Source organism: Erwinia phyllosphaerae (assembly GCF_019132875.1).
GTDB classification, from domain to species: domain Bacteria; phylum Pseudomonadota; class Gammaproteobacteria; order Enterobacterales; family Enterobacteriaceae; genus Erwinia; species Erwinia phyllosphaerae.
Map to the genome: position 1 here is coordinate 258,750 of NZ_JAHSPF010000004.1, position 17,256 is coordinate 276,005.

Genomic DNA, 17,256 nt, shown 5'->3' on the forward strand with positions numbered 1-17,256 from the left:
CCTTTTAAATACTCCTGGTCAGATGATTACATCTGTACCAGATTTTTGATTTTCACGTCCGGGTTCACATCAGCGTCATAGTCTACGCCGTTCAGGCCAAAGCCGAACAGGTGCATAAACTCAGCTTTATAGCCGACGAAATCGGTCAGTTCGTTGAGGTTTTCGTTGGTGACGGTCGGCCACAGCTTAACCACTTCGTCCTGCACTTCTGGCTGCAGCTCTTTATAGTCCGCACGCAGGCGGCCCGTTTCGTCCAGAATCGGTGAAGCGCCGTACAGGCTATCTTTAAACAGGCCGTAGACCTGCTCGATGCAGCCTTCGTGCGTGCCTTTTTGCTTCATGACTTTAAACAGCAGTGACAGGTAAAGCGGCATTACCGGAATAGCGGAGCTCGCCTGGGTCACCACGGCTTTCAGTACGGAAACGCGCGCGTCGCCGCCCTTTTCAGCCAGCGTTTCACGGATATTCAGCACGCGCTTATCCAGATCTTTCTTGGCTTCGCCGATAGAACCGTTCCAGTAAATATCGTGAGTGATCTTCTCGCCCAGATAGGTGAAGGCGGTGGTTTTCGCGCCGTCAGCCAGGACGCCTGCCGCTTTCAGATCGTCAATCCACATCTGCCAGTCTTCGCCGCCCATTACCGCTACGGTGCCGTCGATCTCTTCCTGAGAAGCAGGCTCCAGCGTGATATCGGTGATGGTTTCTTTATCGGTGTTCAGGCCGCGCGTGGTCAGGGTCTTACCCACTGGCTTCAGCGTAGAGTTAAATACTTCGCCGGTTTTTGGATGGGTACGGCGCGGCGCGGCCAGGCTGTACACGACCAGGTCAACCTGACCCAGATCCTGTTTGATCAGCTCAATAGTCTTTTGCTTAACTTCATCAGAATAGGCGTCGCCGTTGATGCTTTTCGCATACAGGCCTTTTTCTTCCGCAAACTCTTCAAAAGCCGCAGAGTTATACCAGCCAGCGGTAGCCGGTTTGGTTTCTTCACCCGCGCGCTCGAAGAACACGCCCAGCGTGTCGGCTTCGCAGCCAAAAGCAGCAGAGATACGCGCCGCCAGGCCGTAACCGGTGGAAGCACCAATCACCAGCACTTTTTTCGGGCCGTTGGCAATTTTGCCCTGACGCGTAACGTAATCAATCTGGTTTTTTACGTTAGCCTTACAACCCGCCGGATGGGCGGTAACACAGATGAAGCCACGAATGCGTGGTTTAATAATCATGTCGACCTCAATCACTGCCTTATTAAATATGGGCAGTAGAATACCTGCTTGTGGCGCTTCAGGCAAAGTTGGCAGTCGCTTATTGTCTTCGGGCGCTTTTAACACGACCGCTTTGCGCATAATTTATGCGTAATAACACGGCGACGGCCAGGCTGAAACATTTTTTGGCCGGGAGATAGCCAGGGAGAACCTGTCTCCCTGGCCTTTATTGCTAAGACTTCACGTGACACCAGTTACGCAGCTCGTTAATCCCGCCGTTCGGCGAGGTAAAACCGGCACAGCCCAGCACGCTGTCATACAGTTTTTCGTGGAAAACCGGCGTTTTATCTTTTGCCATTTCCCTGAGCTGATTAAAGGCGGCAGCATGATCGGGATGCTGTAAAAACTTATCTGATGCCCATACCATAATCGGTACCGTGCGCTGCGCCATCGGTGCCTGATTACGCGGCGTGCCGTGGAAATGCATATTTTGCGAAATCGATTCGCCATGATCGGAGGCGTAAAAGACGATGGCATTACGGTTGCGCAGCTGGTTAAAGACCTGCTCAAGCACGTAATCGGTATAGAGCAGGCTATTGTCATAGGAGTTGATCATCTGCTGCGTGGAACAGTTGTCATCAATTCCCATACATTCCGGCTGATAGCGGGCAAAAGAACGCGGATAACGTTCGGTATAAAGATAGTGTGAGCCTTTGGTATGCAGAATAATCAGGTGCTTGCCCTGCGGATGACGCTCAATAGAATCTTTTAGTTCGGCAACCAGCGCCATATCGTCAATCGGTTTGCCGACGTTGCGTTTTTCCGACTGAATGGTTTCGCGCAGCGCATAGTCATCGGCCAGCGCTTTGTTATAGAACCACGCCTCGCTCTGCATAGAGAAGAGCTCCGAGGAAAAGCCCTGCTTTTTCAGGACGGAGAAAACGTTCATCTCTTTTAACGTTCTTTCCGGCGCTTCGGACGCGCCGCCTTCCCGCACAAACATGCAGCGTAGCGAAAGCTTGGTTGAGGTATCGCAGGAGTAGCCCTGTAGCGCGGCCAGATTGGTTTCTTTATCCAGATAAGGCGTGTTGTCATGCTCATAGCCGTAAACGCCCATGTGATCGCGTCGCGCGCTTTCGCCAATCACAAAAACGACATACAGGCTGTCGGCATCCTTTGGCGGCGTGTAGGTAAAGTGCGCGGCAGGATCGAACAGATTATGGCTGTCTTCCGCCTGGCTCCAGCTGCTGTAAGCTAACAGCCCCATGCCCGACAGCCAGTTGGATGGCGAATAGGTGCCAGCCACTACGCCACCATAGCTGGCCATCATGCGGTTTTGCTGGCGGTCGAGATTATCCTGATGTTCGCCCATCACCTTTAGCGGCAGCCAGCAGCAGAGTCCGGCGGCAATCATTACGCCCGCTCTGCGCGCCATTGCCCCACGGTTACGTCTGTGCAATGCCGCTTCCGGCAGCGGTGCCAGCCACAGAATTAACAGGGGCAGCAGGCTGACCAGAACCAGCCAGAAAACAAAGTTTAACCCTACCGACTCTTTTGAGAGATCGAAGCTGTCGGTGGTCACGACGGCAGCAATAATACCGTAGCCAATATCCACGTTAAAAAAGATCATGTAATAGCTGGCCGCAACGGAAAACACTACCAGCAGCGAGGTCAGAATGCGGAACAGCAGCCGACCGGCCATCGAGGCCAGCAGCGTGGTAAACATAACCAGAGCAAAAGCCGCGACGATTTCGATCGTGACGGACAGGGCCGCATCAGAGTGAAGATGGTGAAGGCGGCGAAGGAAAACAGGCAGGTTTAATAAAATCCCCAGGTAAAAAGCGATAAAGCAGCAAACCCGATATTGCGTCAAAAAAAGCAGTTTTTTCATCTGTCTCGTCGTTATGGTGAAAGGTGAAGGTCATCTCCGGTCAAACCGGCTGTCTCATTTTTCAGGTGAGAACAGCTAGGACAAGGTAAAGAAGCGTAAGTTTACCGTTGGCACTGAAAAACATCACGTTATAATGTAACAAAAAGTGGATTTTCCGATAAATCTGGCGGCGGGCGTTCGTTTCGTGCCTGCAAATTGAAAAGTTGATCGCTTTCAAACTTTTGATAAATAAAGGCAAAAAACCCCTATTCATGAAAGGTGAATAGTTATGCGACAGCGACAACGCCTTTTTAATCTTCGCTATAAAACATTAATTATTTATGCGGTTTATTCGCATCGGCTCGCCGTAATCGGCGGTTTTTAACAATAATTTAATTAATTAAAAACAATCCGATAATGTTAGATTATTCCGCGTTCCGGTCATAAGCACTGGCTCCCTCAATATTTCTTAGCATTTCTCACTGTCAGGAAGGCATTGATATGGATAAGCTATCTTACGCTTCAGCAAACCCTGGTACCGCCTGGTCCACCTACTTGCAGCAGATCGATCGCGTTGCGCCTTATCTGGGCGAATTAAGCCGCTGGGTTGATACGCTGCGTCGTCCCAAACGCGCGCTCATCGTCGATATCCCGTTGCAGATGGATGACGGCACAATTCGCCATTTTGAAGGGTTTCGCGTGCAGCACAACCTGTCGCGCGGGCCAGGCAAAGGCGGCGTTCGTTATCATCCTGATGTCGATCTCAATGAGGTTATGGCGCTCTCGGCCTGGATGACCGTCAAATGCGCGGCCGTTAACCTTCCCTATGGCGGTGCGAAAGGCGGGATCCGCGTCGATCCCTTTAAGCTTTCCGAAGGCGAGCTGGAGCGCCTGACTCGCCGCTACACCAGCGAAATCGGTTTAATTATCGGGCCGCAAAAAGATATTCCGGCTCCGGATGTTGGCACCAATGCGAAAGTGATGGCCTGGATGATGGATACCTACTCCATGAACCAGGGCACGACCATTACCGGCGTCGTGACCGGCAAGCCCGTGCACCTTGGCGGTTCGCTGGGGCGAGAAAAAGCGACCGGACGCGGCGTCTACATTACCGGACGAGAAGTCGCCCGTCGGCTAAATATTGAAACGGACGGCGCCAGGATTGCGGTTCAGGGTTTCGGCAACGTAGGTAGCGAAGCTGCTCGTCTGTTTGTCGACGCGGGCGCGATGGTGGTGGCTATACAGGATCACTCCGCTACGCTTTATAATCCTGAAGGAATTGACCTCGTCGCCTTAACCGAATGGCAAAACGCGCATAAGAAGATTGCTGGCTTCAGCGGCGCGCGCGAAATTGGCAGCGACGAGTTCTGGCAGGTGCAGATGGATATCCTGATCCCTGCCGCGCTGGAAGGCCAGATTACGCGCGAACGCGCGGAAAAACTTAGCTGTAAGCTGGTTCTGGAAGGCGCCAACGGCCCAACCTATCCGGATGCGGACGATATGCTGGCATCGCGCGGCATTACCGTGGTGCCTGACGTTATCTGTAACGCGGGCGGCGTAACGGTCAGCTATTTTGAATGGGTTCAGGATATGGCCAGCTTTTTCTGGAGCGAAAGCGAAATCAACGAGCGTATGGACAAGATTATGTCCGAGGCGATGATTCATATCTGGGAAAAGGCGCGTGAAAAAGAGTGCAGCCTGCGTACCGCTGCCTATATCGTGGCCTGCGAGCGTATTCTGATGGCGCGCAAAGATCGCGGTATTTATCCGGGCTAGCTCGTTAGTCTTAACAAGGAACAACGCCCGGTAAGCAACACAAAGTTGCTGTATCGTGACGTGCAATCGTTACCGGCCGCGCCTGAGTTCCACACAAAAAACGCCGCTTGTTAAAAACGGCGTTTTTTTACAGTGCAAGGCATCCTGAACAGGATCGTTACCCCTGCCCGGCGATTAAATAACCGGCGCGCTGGCTAAGACGGGTTATCGATATACTTTTCTACCAGCGCTTTGGCAATCGCTTCCGTCTGCGCATCCGCCTGGCCGCTTATATTGGCTGGCCGAAAATGCATCTGAAACGCGGCAATAGTTGTTTGGGTGGCCTTATCAAAAATCCCCGTCAGCGGAATGCCGCTATAGCCATACCTGCTTAACGTTTTTTGCAGAGTAAGCACATCAGCCGCCGCTTCCGGCGATCGTCCGGCAAGATATTTATTGACCGTTTCGGCATCAGGCCATGCGCCAACGCCTTTTTCAGCCAGGCGCTGCCACGGGAAGAGTTTGCCCGGGTCCTGTTTTCTTAATGGCGCAATGTCGCTGTGTCCCAGCACGTAATTTGGCTTAATACCGTGGCGTTTTACAATATCTTTCGTTAGCCGGATAAGGGCCTCAACCTGACTTTCCGTGTAGGGGTACCAGCTTCTTACGCCATTATTATCGGTAAATCCTTTATTCACGATTTCAATACCGATGGAGCTGTCGTTAAGACTGGTTCGTTCCTGCCAGCTGCTGACGCCTGCATGCCACGCTCTGCGATCTTCAGGGACCAGCTGCGTCACCACGGGTTTTCCTTTATAGCTTTCAGGCAAGGTAGTGACCAGATAGTGCGCGCTGACGCCCTTTTTTGATAAGGTTTTCAGCGAGTCGACATCGTTTTCAACCGTATAATGCAGAATAAGAAATTTTGCACGGCTGTCCTGGCTAACGGCTGAAATTGCATTATCGGCATAATAGTCGCCTCGATCGCTCATGCTTTTTGCTGCTTCCGTTGCCACGTTCGAGCCTGAACACCCGGCAAGGATTAATATGCCAGACGCTATCGCTGTTTTTAGTCGTACAGATTTCCCTTTATTTTTTCTCATCGTATTTCCTTATTGACCCTATAAGACAGTCTCGATTATATGCGTTCAGGTTTTACCCAACGCAAAACGGAATCGCCACTCTGTTATTCCTTGGTGTTCTCGCTGTGCTTACCAAAAAATGGGCGAACGTTGCCTCTGAGCGCAAGAAGCGCAATACAGATAAAAAGATTATTAACCACGCAGCTCCAGTCAATATGCCTGACCTCTCCGGTCAAAATGCGCATCACTATCGCGGCATTGCTAAGGATCAGCATATAGGTGACAACTGCAAAGAACCAGCTGTGAGCATAATTGAACTTTTTCCTTTCGAAAATAATTAACTTAATGGCTATTATGGTGCAGATTACCGCATTAACGCTCAGCAATATGCCATCCATTCGCGTCATTTATTTACTCCCCTGAAACGAGACAAAAATGCGATTCCCTCTTTTCCACTGGCGGCCAGCAGTATTCTGACGATCATCGCGGCCGAAAACACCGCGCCAACACCGTTATGAACTTCACTCCCCGCTGGCAAGAGGGCTTTTATCAGTCCGGTGGCTTCAGGCGCGCAGATATAGCCGCTTACCAGCGCCACTGAGCCCAGCAGCACCCGCTTCAACCAGTGAAAATCGTTAGCCGATAAAACAAACACCACGGCTCCGGCAATGGCTCCCGTAAGCGTTGTGCTGTCAAGGTGGCTTAATAAGCCATACAGCCCTATGCCAATATCTTCCGTGGCCAGGTTTGCTTGTGGCGCAGCACTATCCATAGTCACCTCTTGTTATATCCATTGGGAAGGACTCATTAATTTTATGCTTTTAAAACAGGCCAGCCAGATAAATTATCGTTATCCGCAATAAAAAGAAAGGTATCATATTAAGGCATCCTGCCCTTAAAAATAATGGCTATCTTCTTAAGTAAAGGGATTAATATGCCTGAAAATTTATTTCGCAGGAAAATAAAAACCGGCACGGAGCAACCCGATGCCGGTTATCTGTTATTATTTTACTGGTTTTAATAAAACGCTTTCATTTTTTTACCACACACAACAAAGCATTTACTCATAATTAACCCAGACGGCCCCGCCATCGGCGGAACGGACACAGTTCTCTACCCAGCGCACCCCTTCCAGTCCGGCATTAATATCCGGATAAATAAGCGTGGCCAGGCCTGCTTCGTCACCTCGGTTTTTAGCATCTATAGCCAGTGCGAACCTGAGATAAATATTGGACCAGGCATCCGTTAATCCTTCCGTATGAAGTGCCCCCAGGCGATCGTCCGTCAGCGCTGTTTCACTCAGGTAGGGCATGCCGTGATGGAGTAACTGCGCGGGCTGATTCTGCACCTCATATTTCAGTTCGTTCGGCTGATAGTCTGCCCATTGCAGGCTTGCCTTAGATCCTATCACGCGGATCTGCTGAGCATTCATACAGCCTGCATTAATCGATGATGTCCACATTCTGCCCACCGCGCCACCGTGGTAGTGCATCAGCACCATGGCATTGTCTTCCAGTGGCGCGCGCGAAGGAATAAAGCTTTGCCGGTCACAGAGAAGCGACCTCAGTTTTAGCTCGGGTAAAACCAGCTGCGAAATATAAAAAGTATGGGTGGAGAGGTCGCCCAGCACAAAGCTTGGCCCGGCAATTTGCGGATCGACACGCCACTTTTGCGCCTCAAACTTGTCCGCGTTGTCGCTGGCGCTGAAGCCGTGCGTATACTGCATTTCGACCATACGCACCTCGCCAATATCGCCGCTGGCAATCATCTGCCGCATCTGTAGCAGCATCTGATGACCTGAATAACCATAGGTTACGCCGACAATACGTCCCTTCTCTGCCGCCAGCGCTTTAATTTCTTTCGCCTCCTGACTGCTAAAGAAAAGCGGCTTCTCGCAAATTACGTGCAGGCCAGCTTCCAGGGCCGCTTTGGTGATTTCATAATGCGTGCCGTTAGGCGTGGCGACTGTGACCACTTCGATTCCGTCGGCACGCTGCGCTTCATGCATAAAAAGCTGCTGGTAATTGTCATAGCAGCGCCCGGCTTCCACGCCAATGTTTACGCCAAAATCGCGACCGCGTTCAGCATCAATATCAAACGCGCCCGCCACCAGCTGAAAAGCCGTGTTATCGCGTAATGCACCGCTGCGATGCTTATAGCCCACCTGGCTTAGCCTGCCGCCGCCAACCATTGCCCAACGTAACGGGCGCGCGATTTTTCTCTCTCCATTTACCATAGCTACCTCGTGTTCAGTATTATCGGGGACCGGCATTGCAACCGGTTGCAAATTTTTTGGTAATAGCGTGAAGCTGAGGAGACTTTCAGAGAGATTTGCTCCTGCGTCAAATTGATCTAACGCTTTTTTACCCGCGAGATCACAACAATAATAATTTTTGCAACCGGTTGCATTACACGGAACATTTTATGCATTACACTCAGGGTTTTCCTGTTAGCGGTCACCAGCATGAACGAAAAATCACCCCAGCAGCCCTCATCCCGCAAGATTACCGCCAGCGACGTGGCCCAGCTGGCCGGCGTGTCTAAATGGACAGTTTCACGCGCCTTCACCGACGGCGCATCAATCTCGGCACAGGCGCTGGCCCGCGTGCAGCAGGCGGCTAAGCAGCTGGGCTATCGCCCTAACCTGTTGGCCAGAGGGCTGGCCCGCCAAAATTCAGGGCTGATCGGCGTCATGGTAGACGAGATGCAAAATCCCAACCTGCTGACCTTGCTGGATGAGGCGACCAGCCTGCTTCAGCGCCAGGGCTATACGGCGCTGCTGCTCAACATCAGTACGCAAGGCTCGGAAGAAGCGATGCTGACCATGGCCGATCAGCTCCAGGTCGATGGCCTGTTGTTTTTAGGCACGCTGCTTAGCGACAGGCTGATAGCGCTGGCACGCGATATTCATCAAATCCCGCTGGTACAGCTTTGCCGCAATGACGACAATCCCTATATCCAGACGATCAACACCGATGGCTATCAGGCTGGCCGTCAAACGGCCATGCTTTTACATCAGCAGGGTTATCAAAAGTTTGGCTATATGAAGGGCCCGGACACGGAATCGACGCAGCTCCTGCGCTACGAAGGCTACTGCGACCGCCTGCGTGAATCCGGCGTGCCGCAGCAGGATATTGTCTTACTCAAAGCCAATCACTATAACCGCGCCAGCGGCGAGCGTGCTTTCAGCGACTATCTCACGCAAACTCCCCAGGCCCACTGGCTGGATGCGCTGTTTTGCGAAAACGATATTCTGGCTGTCGGCGCGCTGGACGCCCTGGCCGCACTGGCACCGGGACATCATCCGGGGATTGTCGGCTATGACGATATTGAACTTGCCGCCTCGCCTCGCTATCAGTTAACCACGCACGCCCAGCCGCTTCGCGCCATGCTGGAAGATGCGATCCGTCGCCTGACTTCAGACGCAACAATCCAGCCCACAGAGCATCAGGATCTGCTGCGACTCAGGCAGTCCCATTTGCGCCGCTAATCCCTGGCGCACATCACTATCAAACCTGGAGGAATTGCCATGTACGCAATAGCGAATGCACCTTGTAGCTGGGGAGTAGACGATCCAAACAATCCTTACCTGCCGCCGTGGGAGAAAGTTTTGCGCGAGGCGCGTCAGGCTGGCTATCACAGCATTGAACTGGGGCCGTGGCGCTATCTGCCGACCGATGCGGACATCCTGCGGCAGACGCTGGAAAGCCACGAACTATCGCTGGTGGCGGGTACGCTATTCGACGATCTGGTATCGGAAGCCAATTTTCCCGCCATGGTAGCCATGACGCATGCTATTTGCGCTAACCTGCAAAAGGTGCCGGTTGCCGTGGCCGAAGGTGCAGTGCCGCCGCCCTACCTGGTGATTATCGATTTCGGCGACGCGGAACGCGCCCGCTGGGCAGGCCAGTCCGAGCGGGCAAAACGGCTGGATGAAACAGACTGGCAGCGCATGATCGGTCATATCCGTGAACTGAGCCGCATCGCCCGGCACGAATATGGCGTGCGGCCGGTGATCCATCCGCATGCCGGTGGATTTATCGAATTCGGCGACGAGATTGACCGGCTGGCGCAGGCTATGCCTGCCGAAGAAGCCGGTCTTTGTCTGGATACCGGCCATCTTTATTACGCCGGACTGGATCCGGTCAGCTGGCTACGGCGTCATGCTGCACGCCTGGACTACCTGCACTTTAAAGATGTAAACAAAAGCGTTTATGACGCTGCAATTGCCGGAGATCTGGATTTTTTCAGCGCCTGCGCGGCAGGCGTGATGTGCCCATTGGGTACGGGCGCTATCGATTACCCGGCTATTAAAGCCCTGCTTGCCGAGCTGAACTGGCACGGCTGGATAACCATTGAGCAAGAGCGGGATCCGCGCGACGTGGCGGGAAGCCTGGCTGACGTTACCGCCAGCCTGCGTTATCTGCGCAGCGTGGGCTTTTAATCAAAGGGCGGCGGCCTGATATTCCGCGTTGAACATCTCGTTTTCTTCCGTCAGGCGGATGGCAGCCGTAATCATCTCATTCTGCATCAGCGAAGTTGCCCCTTCGCTGGTGCGCCAGTGGATATAGAGCACGCACAGCGCCGCAACCTGCAGCTTTTCGTTTTCTGCATCGCTGCCGTCAAAACCATACTCTTCGTCGCACCAGCGATAAACGTCAGCGACGAAAGGCATGGCGCCATCTTCACTTAGCGGAGGCAGACCGGTAAACAGCTCGACCATTTCCGGCGTGGCGACGTAGCTACTGCGCCCGACCGCATCGAGCTGCTTACCGCGCGCCCGAGCGTTATTAGCCTGTTTAGCTTTGAGTTTGGCGCGCTTGTTGCGCTTGTCCTGCTTATTGCTCACCGGTTTCTCCTGGCGAAAAAAAAGAGCGCAATCATAGCAGGGAAGCGGCCAGCGAGCCGCTACATTTTGCCGAGAAACAGCGAAACCAGCCCGGCCGCAATCAGTGGCCCGACCGGCACGCCGCGAAACAGCGAAACGCCAATAATGGTGCCAATCAGCAAACCGCCGACGATAGTAGGTTGCGAACTCATCAGGCTGACGCCGCGGCCGCCTACCCACGACACGAATATCCCGACCGCGATAGCCAGCAGCGATTTCCAGTTCATAAAAGAGTGCAGTAGCGTACTGGTCGGCAGCGCGCCGCTGGCGATAGGGGCCATAACGCCGATGGTCAGAATCACGATGCCAACGGTAACGCCCTGCTTTTCTATCCAGGGAAACAGCGTATTAAGCGGCGTCATGCGTATCACAATCAGCGCGAGCAGCGCCATGGCAACGGTAAGGTTGTGGCTGAAATAGCTGAGAGCCGCCAGAAACAGCAGAATAAACAACGTCAAATCGAACATAGTGTTTTCCTGTAAGGAAAAGGCTACATCTTAAAACGCTTTGCCGTTGCGGTCTGGTTTTTTTCTGTTTACGCGTTTAAAAAATTGCGTCGATAGCGGCCTGCAGGCTGGTTTGCGGGCCGGTCAGCACCGACAGCGTGGTATTAATATATTTTTCCGCGCCCGCCATAGAGCTTTGCGCCAGCACAATACAGCCCAGCGCGCACTCATGGCGCTGCTGGATATACCCGGCAATTTGCTGGTGATAACCGACAATATCGTTCTGGTTAAAACTGGCCCAGGCACGCGGCACCAGCTCCACCGCCAGCCGACTGCCGGGAATAAAAGCCTCAAAGACGCGAGTGGTCATGGCCAGCGTTGAGTGTGCCGTACAGAGCACCAGCACCGCGCCCTGATAGTGGGAAGCCGCTTTGGCCAGCGCCGCATCCACGCGAATAACGGGTTTGCTGAACGCCTTTGTATCCAGCGCAGCCGCGCCCAAAGTGGTGCAGGTAATGATAACGGCGTCAGCATGCTGCGCCATCTCGCCAATAATAGCGCGCACCGCAGCCGTCATCTCTTCGCTGACCTCGCCCGCCTCGATGACTTCGCTCAGCAGTTTATCTTCCACGCGATGCAGCAGCTGAATTTCATCAAAATCGAGCTGCTGAAGCGCATCCTCAAAGCGGGCTATATTACTTTCTGCCGCATGCAGACAGGCTATCGTTGCCATGTTGCGTTCTCCGGAAACAGATTTGCGATCACTGTGGCAAATTCTTCCTGATATTGCCAACTTTTTAACCTGGCGGCTTCAGCTTGCTCACCAAAAAAGTGCAATGCCTCACTATGAGGCAGGCTCAGGAAGAAACTATTGTTTCACCGCGTGCCGATTGCCCGTTTCATGCCGCTCTCCGGTTATTTATTCCTGGTACAAAAGTTGCAGCACCAGTGATAAAGCTCAAGGAGAAACAGATGAAAGCGATAATCATTGGCGCAGGTATTGGTGGCATGTGTACGGCGATCGCGTTAAAGCGTTGCGGTATTAAAACCGAGGTTTTTGAGGCGGTTAAAGAGATAAAACCGGTTGGTGCCGCAATCTCCATCTGGCCTAACGGCGTAAAATGCCTTAACTATCTGGGGATGAAAGAGCCGCTGCGGGCGCTGGGCGGCCAGATGCGCTCGATGGCCTATTGCGATTTTCAGTCTGGCAGCGTGCTAACGCAGTTCAGCCTGCAACCGCTGGTAAACGAAGCCGGTGAGTATCCTTATCCCGTTGCGCGGGCCGAATTGCAGGCGATGCTGCTGGATGGCTATGGCCGGGCTGACGTGCAGTTCGGTAAGCGCGTTGCCAGCGTGGAGCAAGACGCTCACGGCGTAACGGCATACTTTACCGACGGCAGCGAGGCGCGAGGTGATTTACTGATTGCCTGTGACGGTACGCATTCGGCCATCCGTCCTTATGTGCTGGGTGAAAAGGTTGAGCGGCGCTATGCGGGCTATGTTAACTGGAACGGGCTGGTGACGATTGATGAAACTATTGCCCCTGCCAGCCAGTGGACAACCTTTGTGGGCGAAGGCAAACGCGTTTCGCTGATGCCGGTTGCCGGTAAGCGGTTCTACTTCTTTTTTGACGTGCCGCTGCCTCCAGGGCTGGCGGAAGATCGCACGACTCTCCGCGCAGATTTACAGCGCTATTTCAGCGGCTGGGCCGCGCCGGTGCAAAAGCTTATCGAACAGATCGATCCGGAAACGACCAATCGAATTGAGATCCACGATATCGAACCTTTTGCTCAGCTGGTTAAAGGCCGCGTGGCGCTACTGGGCGATGCGGCGCACAGTACCACGCCGGATATCGGCCAGGGTGGCTGCGCGGCAATGGAGGATGCCGTAGTACTGGCGCACGCGCTGCAAACCAATTCGCTGGGTATCGAAGATGCCCTGTTACGCTACCAGCACAAGCGCGCTGAACGAGTGAAAGATCTGGTCTTAAAAGCGCGCAAACGCTGCGACGTGACGCACGGGAAAGAGATGGCGGTAACCCGCCAGTGGTATCAGGAGCTGAGCAGCGAGACCGGCGAACGCATCATCCACGGCATGCTGGATACCATTCAGGGCGGGCCGCTGGCGTAAGCGGCAAGCGCGATAGCCGTGGCGCTTGCCAGCACGTCCTGACGGGATTTCGCCGCTTTCTCGTGCTGCGTAAAATAGATCGCTAAAACCAGCGTCGGCGCAGCCGGACGCCACAGCACGGCAATATCGTTGGTGGTGCCGTAGTCGCCGCTGCCGGTTTTGTCGCCCGTGGTCCAGTTCGCAGGCACGCTGGCGGCAATCGCTTTTTTACCCGTGGTGTTACCTTTTAGCCACCTTGTAAGCTGCTGGCGCTGTTCGGTTGCCAGCTCCAGAGCGTTCCCCGTCCGATTTCCATCACTCAGCGCCAGCCGCGCCAGATTGTGCATCATCTGCAACGGCGTACTGGTATCGCGCAGGTCATTTGGTATCGCCGTGTTGAGTTCTGGTTCATTTCTGTCCAGCTGCGTGACGCTGTCACCTTTTTGCCGCAGAAAAGCCGTCAGTCCGGCCGGGCCATGCAGCTCTTTTAACAGCAGGTTCGCCGCCAGATTATCGCTGTATTGCAAAGCGGCGGCGCAAAGTTCCGCCACCGTCATTCCCGTTGCGCGATGTTTAGCGGTCACCGGCATCCATGCCAGCTCCTCCGTCGCCTGCCAGCGCAGCCGCTTTTGCAGCAGTTCTGGCCGTATGGCGCACTTATGCAATACGGCTGCAACAGCCAGCACTTTAAAGGTGCTGCACAGGGGAAAACGCTCCTCACCGCGATACTGCAAAATCTTACCGTTCCCGCTATCCAGTAAAGCCAGCCCAAGGCGTCCGTTGGCTGCCTTTTCCAGCTGAGACAGCTGCTGGTGCAGGCTGGCCGTTTCTGCCCGCGCCGTAAAGGGCAACAGGCTGGTCGCCAGCGGCGAAAGCACGGCTGCTAACAGCAGCCGTCGACGTTGCAAAGAAACACTCATTCCTCTTTTAATCCCCGATTGATCAGCATCGCTTCAATTTCCGGATCCCGGCCGCGCCAGCGCGCGTACAGCGCTTTGAGATCTTCGCTGTTGCCACGTGAGAGAATTTTTTCACGGAAAATCTGGCCGTTTTCGCGCGTCAGGCCGCCGTGCTCCTCAAACCACTCAAAGCCATCATCCGCCAGCATCTGCGTCCAGAGATAGGCGTAGTAGCCTGCGGCATAGCCGCCGCCCCAGATGTGCTGGAAGTAGCTTGAGCGGTAGCGCGGCGGAACGGCAGGCAGATTAACCTTTTCTGCCGCCAGCGCCTGCTGTTCAAAACTCGCCACGTCCTGCTCCGGCTGGTCGGCGGCAAGGCTGTGCCAGCGCATATCCAGCAGCGCCGCCGCCAGCAGCTCGGTCATGTCATAACCTTTATTAAATTTGTTGGCGTTAATGATTTTATCGTGCAGCTCGGTGGGCATTGGCTCGCCGCTCTGATAGTGGCGGGCGAAGTTTTTGAACACCAGCGTATTGCTCGCCCAGTGTTCGTTAAACTGCGAAGGAAACTCCACAAAGTCGCGCGGCGTTGCGGTACCGGACAGGCTCGGATAACGCTGATCGGCGAACATGCCGTGCAGCGCGTGGCCGAATTCGTGGAACATGGTGATCACATCGTCCCAGGCGATCAGGGCTGGCTGGCCCGCCACGGGCTTCGGAAAGTTACAAACATTATAGATAACGGGTTTGGTGCCGAGTAATGCTGACTGGTCGACGAAGTTACTCATCCAGGCGCCGCCCGCTTTGTTATCGCGCTTGAAGTAGTCGGTGTAAAACAGCGCCAGCGGTTCACCGTTGACGTCCGTTACTTCGTAGACGCGCACGTCAGGATGATAAACCGGGATATCGCTGCGGGCTTTAAAAGTGATGCCGTAAAGCTGTGTTGCGGCCCAGAAGACGCCGTTTTCCAGCACGTTGGTGATTTCAAAGTACGGCCTGATCTGGCCTTCATCCAGATCGTAACTGGCTTTACGCACCTGTTCAGCATAAAAGAGCCAGTCCCAGGGCTGAAGGGTAAAACCGCCCTGCTGCCGATCGATAACCGCCTGAATATCTGCCGCTTCACGCCCGGCGCTTGCGGTGGCTGCCGGTACGATCTCGCGCATAAAGTCGAGCGCGGCCTGCGGCGTTTTCGCCATCTGATCCTGAAGTTTCCATTCGGCATAGCTGGCAAACCCCAGCAGCTTAGCCTGACGTGCCCGAATGCTGGCCAACTGCGCAATCAGCGTGCGCGTATCGTTGGCGTCGCCTTTTTGCGTGCGGTTCCAGGCGGCGTTAAACAACGCCTCTCTGGTGTCACGATTGCTGAGCGTTTGCAGATCGGGCTGCTGCGTGGTGTTTTGCAACACGATCAGCCACTGGTTTTCCAGCCCTTTTTCTTTGGCCGCTTCGGCCGCCGCCGCCAGCTCTGCATCACTCAGGCCCGCCAGCGCGGCCTGCTCTTCGACCACCAGTCCGCCCGCTTTGGTAGCGGCCAGCAGCTTGTTGGTGAACTGCGTGGTGAGCGTAGCGGCCTGCTGATTTAACACCTTCAGCTGCGCCTTTTGATCATCGTTCAGGCTGGCGCCGGAAAGCTGAAATGCCTGCCAGGTCACCTCTACCAGCCGTAGCGATTCGCTGTCCAGCCCCAGGCTTTCCCGCTGTTGATAGACGCTGTCCAGACGTGCAAAAAGCTGCCCGTTAAGCCGGATATCATCCTCCAGCGCCGTCAGCTTTGGCGACATCTCCTCATCCAGCTGCTGTAATCCATCGCTGGTATTGGCTGAAGTCATACCGTTAAAAACGCTTTCAACGCGTTTTAACAGTTGTCCACACTGTTCCAGCGCCTGATAGCTGTTAGCAAAGGTGGGCGACTCCGGGTTGGTGGCAATGCGTTCCACTTCTTCCCGCTTTTGCCGTATACCTTCTTCCAGCGCGGGACGGTAATCCGCTTCGGTAATTTGATCAAAAGGGGGGGCCTGAAACGGCAGCGAACTGGGTTGGCTGAAGGGATTTTGCATAGCATTTCTCCTTAATGGATTCGGCACGAGCGCATCGTTAGCCGTTTTGTCTGAGCAAGGTAGTCAGCGTCTGGAGCTGGCGATCGGCAAGACCTTTTTTCACGATCAGATGTAAGGGTGTAGCACGTCTGACGCCATGCGTCATGGGAAGAATTTTCAGCGTTCCGTCAGCCAGATAAGATTTTATCCTCTCCTCCGGCAGCCAGCCGTAGCCGACCTGGCTGACCACGGCTTCTATCGCCGTTTCAATAGTAGAGAACGTCCAGCACTCCGCAAACGCCGAGCTGGCGTCGTCGGCTCTGGCTTCACGTCCGGCGATGCAAATCAACGGATACGCGGCCAGCCTCTCCTCGCTTAGTGATTCTGCCTGCTGCTGAAGCGGATGGTCACTGTGCGCTACGGCCACAAAATCGATATTCATTAACCATTCGCCCCGCCCCGTAAGATCCTGACGGCGCGTCAGCACCATGACGTCTGCTTCAGCCGTATCACTACTGGCGCTCTCCAGCACTTCGGTCAGCCGAACCTGAGTATGGGGATGCTGCTGCTGAAACTGCTTTAGCGCGGCAAACAGGCGCTCACGCGGGAAAATCGTATCGACCATCAGATCCAGCCGCGTGCGTACGCCATCCTTCAGTAAGGCAGCGTGCGCTTCCAGATGGTAAAAATCCTTCAGCAGCGGTCGTACCCGCGTCAGCATCTGCTCGCCCGCAGGCGTCAGGACGGTTTTACGCCCTTGCGGCTCCAGCAGCGCGACGCCAAGCCGCTCTTGCAGGAGAGCAAGATTGTAGCTTACCGAAGACTGGCTACGGCTGGTCGCCTCTGCCGCACGGGCGAAGCTACCCAGTTCAATAACCTTTGCCAGTAGCTCCCACTGCTCCAGCGTCGTTTTCAGCATGATTGATGTAATTTTTCGATAGGTTTCATCTAAAAGTAGCGCTTTTT

The 17,256-nt window shown here is 54.2% G+C and carries 16 protein-coding genes; 4 read left to right on the forward strand and 12 right to left on the reverse strand.

Annotation, left to right across the window (positions count from 1 at the left end):
* Positions 1 to 26: 26 nt before the first annotated feature.
* Positions 27 to 1,223: an enoyl-ACP reductase FabV gene (gene fabV / locus KUE00_RS09475; RefSeq protein ID WP_246759562.1), complete on the reverse strand. Its 1,197-nt coding sequence runs from the start codon at positions 1,221 to 1,223 to the stop codon at positions 27 to 29.
* Between the two features lie 211 nt (positions 1,224 to 1,434).
* A complete protein-coding gene (gene eptB, locus KUE00_RS09480; RefSeq protein ID WP_246759564.1) occupies positions 1,435 to 3,093 on the reverse strand; it encodes a kdo(2)-lipid A phosphoethanolamine 7''-transferase in 1,659 nt (552 codons plus the stop codon).
* Positions 3,094 to 3,573: 480 nt separating this feature from the next.
* Between eptB and KUE00_RS09485 the strand changes: the two genes are divergently transcribed.
* Positions 3,574 to 4,848, forward strand: a complete 1,275-nt coding sequence (locus tag KUE00_RS09485) for a Glu/Leu/Phe/Val family dehydrogenase (protein WP_246759566.1) — start codon at positions 3,574 to 3,576, stop codon at positions 4,846 to 4,848.
* A 194-nt stretch (positions 4,849 to 5,042) separates the two neighbouring features.
* Here the strand turns inward: KUE00_RS09485 and KUE00_RS09490 are convergent, their stop codons facing one another.
* From KUE00_RS09490 to KUE00_RS09505, 4 genes are all read right to left on the reverse strand, one after another.
* Positions 5,043 to 5,930 (reverse strand): N-acetylmuramoyl-L-alanine amidase, encoded by an 888-nt coding sequence (locus tag KUE00_RS09490; RefSeq protein ID WP_246759568.1) that lies wholly within the window; start codon positions 5,928 to 5,930, stop codon positions 5,043 to 5,045.
* Positions 5,931 to 6,013: 83 nt separating this feature from the next.
* Positions 6,014 to 6,316: a phage holin family protein gene (locus KUE00_RS09495; RefSeq protein ID WP_246759569.1), complete on the reverse strand. Its 303-nt coding sequence runs from the start codon at positions 6,314 to 6,316 to the stop codon at positions 6,014 to 6,016.
* The gene (locus KUE00_RS09500; RefSeq protein WP_246759570.1) at positions 6,313 to 6,681 is read right to left on the reverse strand and encodes a putative holin; all 369 of its coding nucleotides are present in this window, start codon (positions 6,679 to 6,681) and stop codon (positions 6,313 to 6,315) included. Before KUE00_RS09500 ends, KUE00_RS09495 begins: the two co-directional genes overlap by 4 nt.
* A 288-nt stretch (positions 6,682 to 6,969) precedes the next feature.
* Positions 6,970 to 8,145 carry a Gfo/Idh/MocA family protein gene (locus tag KUE00_RS09505; protein WP_246759571.1) on the reverse strand — a complete coding sequence of 392 codons (1,176 nt, stop codon included), beginning with the start codon at positions 8,143 to 8,145 and terminating at the stop codon, positions 6,970 to 6,972.
* 228 nt (positions 8,146 to 8,373) lie between these two features.
* Between KUE00_RS09505 and KUE00_RS09510 the strand changes: the two genes are divergently transcribed.
* Entirely contained in the window at positions 8,374 to 9,399 is a 1,026-nt protein-coding gene (locus tag KUE00_RS09510; protein WP_246759572.1) for a LacI family DNA-binding transcriptional regulator, read from the forward strand.
* A gap of 39 nt (positions 9,400 to 9,438) precedes the next feature.
* On the forward strand, positions 9,439 to 10,353 hold the full coding sequence (locus KUE00_RS09515) for a TIM barrel protein (RefSeq protein WP_246759573.1): 915 nt from the start codon (positions 9,439 to 9,441) through the stop codon (positions 10,351 to 10,353).
* Here KUE00_RS09515 and KUE00_RS09520 read toward each other — a convergent pair whose 3' ends face one another.
* The 3 genes from KUE00_RS09520 to KUE00_RS09530 form a co-directional block, all read right to left on the reverse strand.
* A complete protein-coding gene (locus tag KUE00_RS09520; protein WP_246759574.1) occupies positions 10,354 to 10,758 on the reverse strand; it encodes a hypothetical protein in 405 nt (134 codons plus the stop codon).
* 59 nt (positions 10,759 to 10,817) lie between these two features.
* Positions 10,818 to 11,264 (reverse strand): DUF441 domain-containing protein, encoded by a 447-nt coding sequence (locus tag KUE00_RS09525; protein ID WP_246759576.1) that lies wholly within the window; start codon positions 11,262 to 11,264, stop codon positions 10,818 to 10,820.
* A gap of 76 nt (positions 11,265 to 11,340) precedes the next feature.
* A complete protein-coding gene (locus KUE00_RS09530) occupies positions 11,341 to 11,976 on the reverse strand; it encodes an aspartate/glutamate racemase family protein (protein WP_246759578.1) in 636 nt (211 codons plus the stop codon).
* Between the two features lie 239 nt (positions 11,977 to 12,215).
* Between KUE00_RS09530 and hpxO the strand changes: the two genes are divergently transcribed.
* Positions 12,216 to 13,373 carry an FAD-dependent urate hydroxylase HpxO gene (gene hpxO / locus KUE00_RS09535; protein ID WP_246759580.1) on the forward strand — a complete coding sequence of 386 codons (1,158 nt, stop codon included), beginning with the start codon at positions 12,216 to 12,218 and terminating at the stop codon, positions 13,371 to 13,373.
* On the opposite strand, the gene bla is transcribed toward hpxO, so the two are convergent.
* Genes bla through KUE00_RS09550 form a run of 3 tightly spaced genes read right to left on the reverse strand, consistent with a single transcriptional unit; the run spans position 13,352 to position 17,209 of the window.
* Positions 13,352 to 14,272, reverse strand: a complete 921-nt coding sequence (gene bla, locus KUE00_RS09540) for a class A beta-lactamase (RefSeq protein ID WP_246759581.1) — start codon at positions 14,270 to 14,272, stop codon at positions 13,352 to 13,354. The genes hpxO and bla overlap by 22 nt on opposite strands.
* Positions 14,269 to 16,311: a peptidyl-dipeptidase Dcp gene (dcp, locus tag KUE00_RS09545; protein WP_246759582.1), complete on the reverse strand. Its 2,043-nt coding sequence runs from the start codon at positions 16,309 to 16,311 to the stop codon at positions 14,269 to 14,271. The genes bla and dcp overlap by 4 nt, the downstream gene beginning before the upstream one ends.
* Before the next feature lie 37 nt (positions 16,312 to 16,348).
* Positions 16,349 to 17,209: a LysR family transcriptional regulator gene (locus KUE00_RS09550; protein ID WP_246759583.1), complete on the reverse strand. Its 861-nt coding sequence runs from the start codon at positions 17,207 to 17,209 to the stop codon at positions 16,349 to 16,351.
* Positions 17,210 to 17,256: the final 47 nt, after the last annotated feature.

What these genes read in the sequence shown, in the direction of transcription:
- KUE00_RS09515 (WP_246759573.1), top strand. Translation starts at nt 9,439, where the DNA reads ATGTACGCAATAGCGAATGCACCTTGTAGCTGGGGAGTAGACGATCCA.
- KUE00_RS09495 (WP_246759569.1), bottom strand. Translation starts at nt 6,316, where the DNA reads ATGACGCGAATGGATGGCATATTGCTGAGCGTTAATGCGGTAATCTGC.
- hpxO (WP_246759580.1), top strand. Translation starts at nt 12,216, where the DNA reads ATGAAAGCGATAATCATTGGCGCAGGTATTGGTGGCATGTGTACGGCG.
- KUE00_RS09485 (WP_246759566.1), top strand. Translation starts at nt 3,574, where the DNA reads ATGGATAAGCTATCTTACGCTTCAGCAAACCCTGGTACCGCCTGGTCC.
- KUE00_RS09490 (WP_246759568.1), bottom strand. Translation starts at nt 5,930, where the DNA reads ATGAGAAAAAATAAAGGGAAATCTGTACGACTAAAAACAGCGATAGCG.
- KUE00_RS09500 (WP_246759570.1), bottom strand. Translation starts at nt 6,681, where the DNA reads ATGGATAGTGCTGCGCCACAAGCAAACCTGGCCACGGAAGATATTGGC.
- bla (WP_246759581.1), bottom strand. Translation starts at nt 14,272, where the DNA reads ATGAGTGTTTCTTTGCAACGTCGACGGCTGCTGTTAGCAGCCGTGCTT.
- KUE00_RS09530 (WP_246759578.1), bottom strand. Translation starts at nt 11,976, where the DNA reads ATGGCAACGATAGCCTGTCTGCATGCGGCAGAAAGTAATATAGCCCGC.
- KUE00_RS09525 (WP_246759576.1), bottom strand. Translation starts at nt 11,264, where the DNA reads ATGTTCGATTTGACGTTGTTTATTCTGCTGTTTCTGGCGGCTCTCAGC.
- KUE00_RS09510 (WP_246759572.1), top strand. Translation starts at nt 8,374, where the DNA reads ATGAACGAAAAATCACCCCAGCAGCCCTCATCCCGCAAGATTACCGCC.
- dcp (WP_246759582.1), bottom strand. Translation starts at nt 16,311, where the DNA reads ATGCAAAATCCCTTCAGCCAACCCAGTTCGCTGCCGTTTCAGGCCCCC.
- KUE00_RS09550 (WP_246759583.1), bottom strand. Translation starts at nt 17,209, where the DNA reads ATGCTGAAAACGACGCTGGAGCAGTGGGAGCTACTGGCAAAGGTTATT.
- fabV (WP_246759562.1), bottom strand. Translation starts at nt 1,223, where the DNA reads ATGATTATTAAACCACGCATTCGTGGCTTCATCTGTGTTACCGCCCAT.
- eptB (WP_246759564.1), bottom strand. Translation starts at nt 3,093, where the DNA reads ATGAAAAAACTGCTTTTTTTGACGCAATATCGGGTTTGCTGCTTTATC.
- KUE00_RS09505 (WP_246759571.1), bottom strand. Translation starts at nt 8,145, where the DNA reads ATGGTAAATGGAGAGAGAAAAATCGCGCGCCCGTTACGTTGGGCAATG.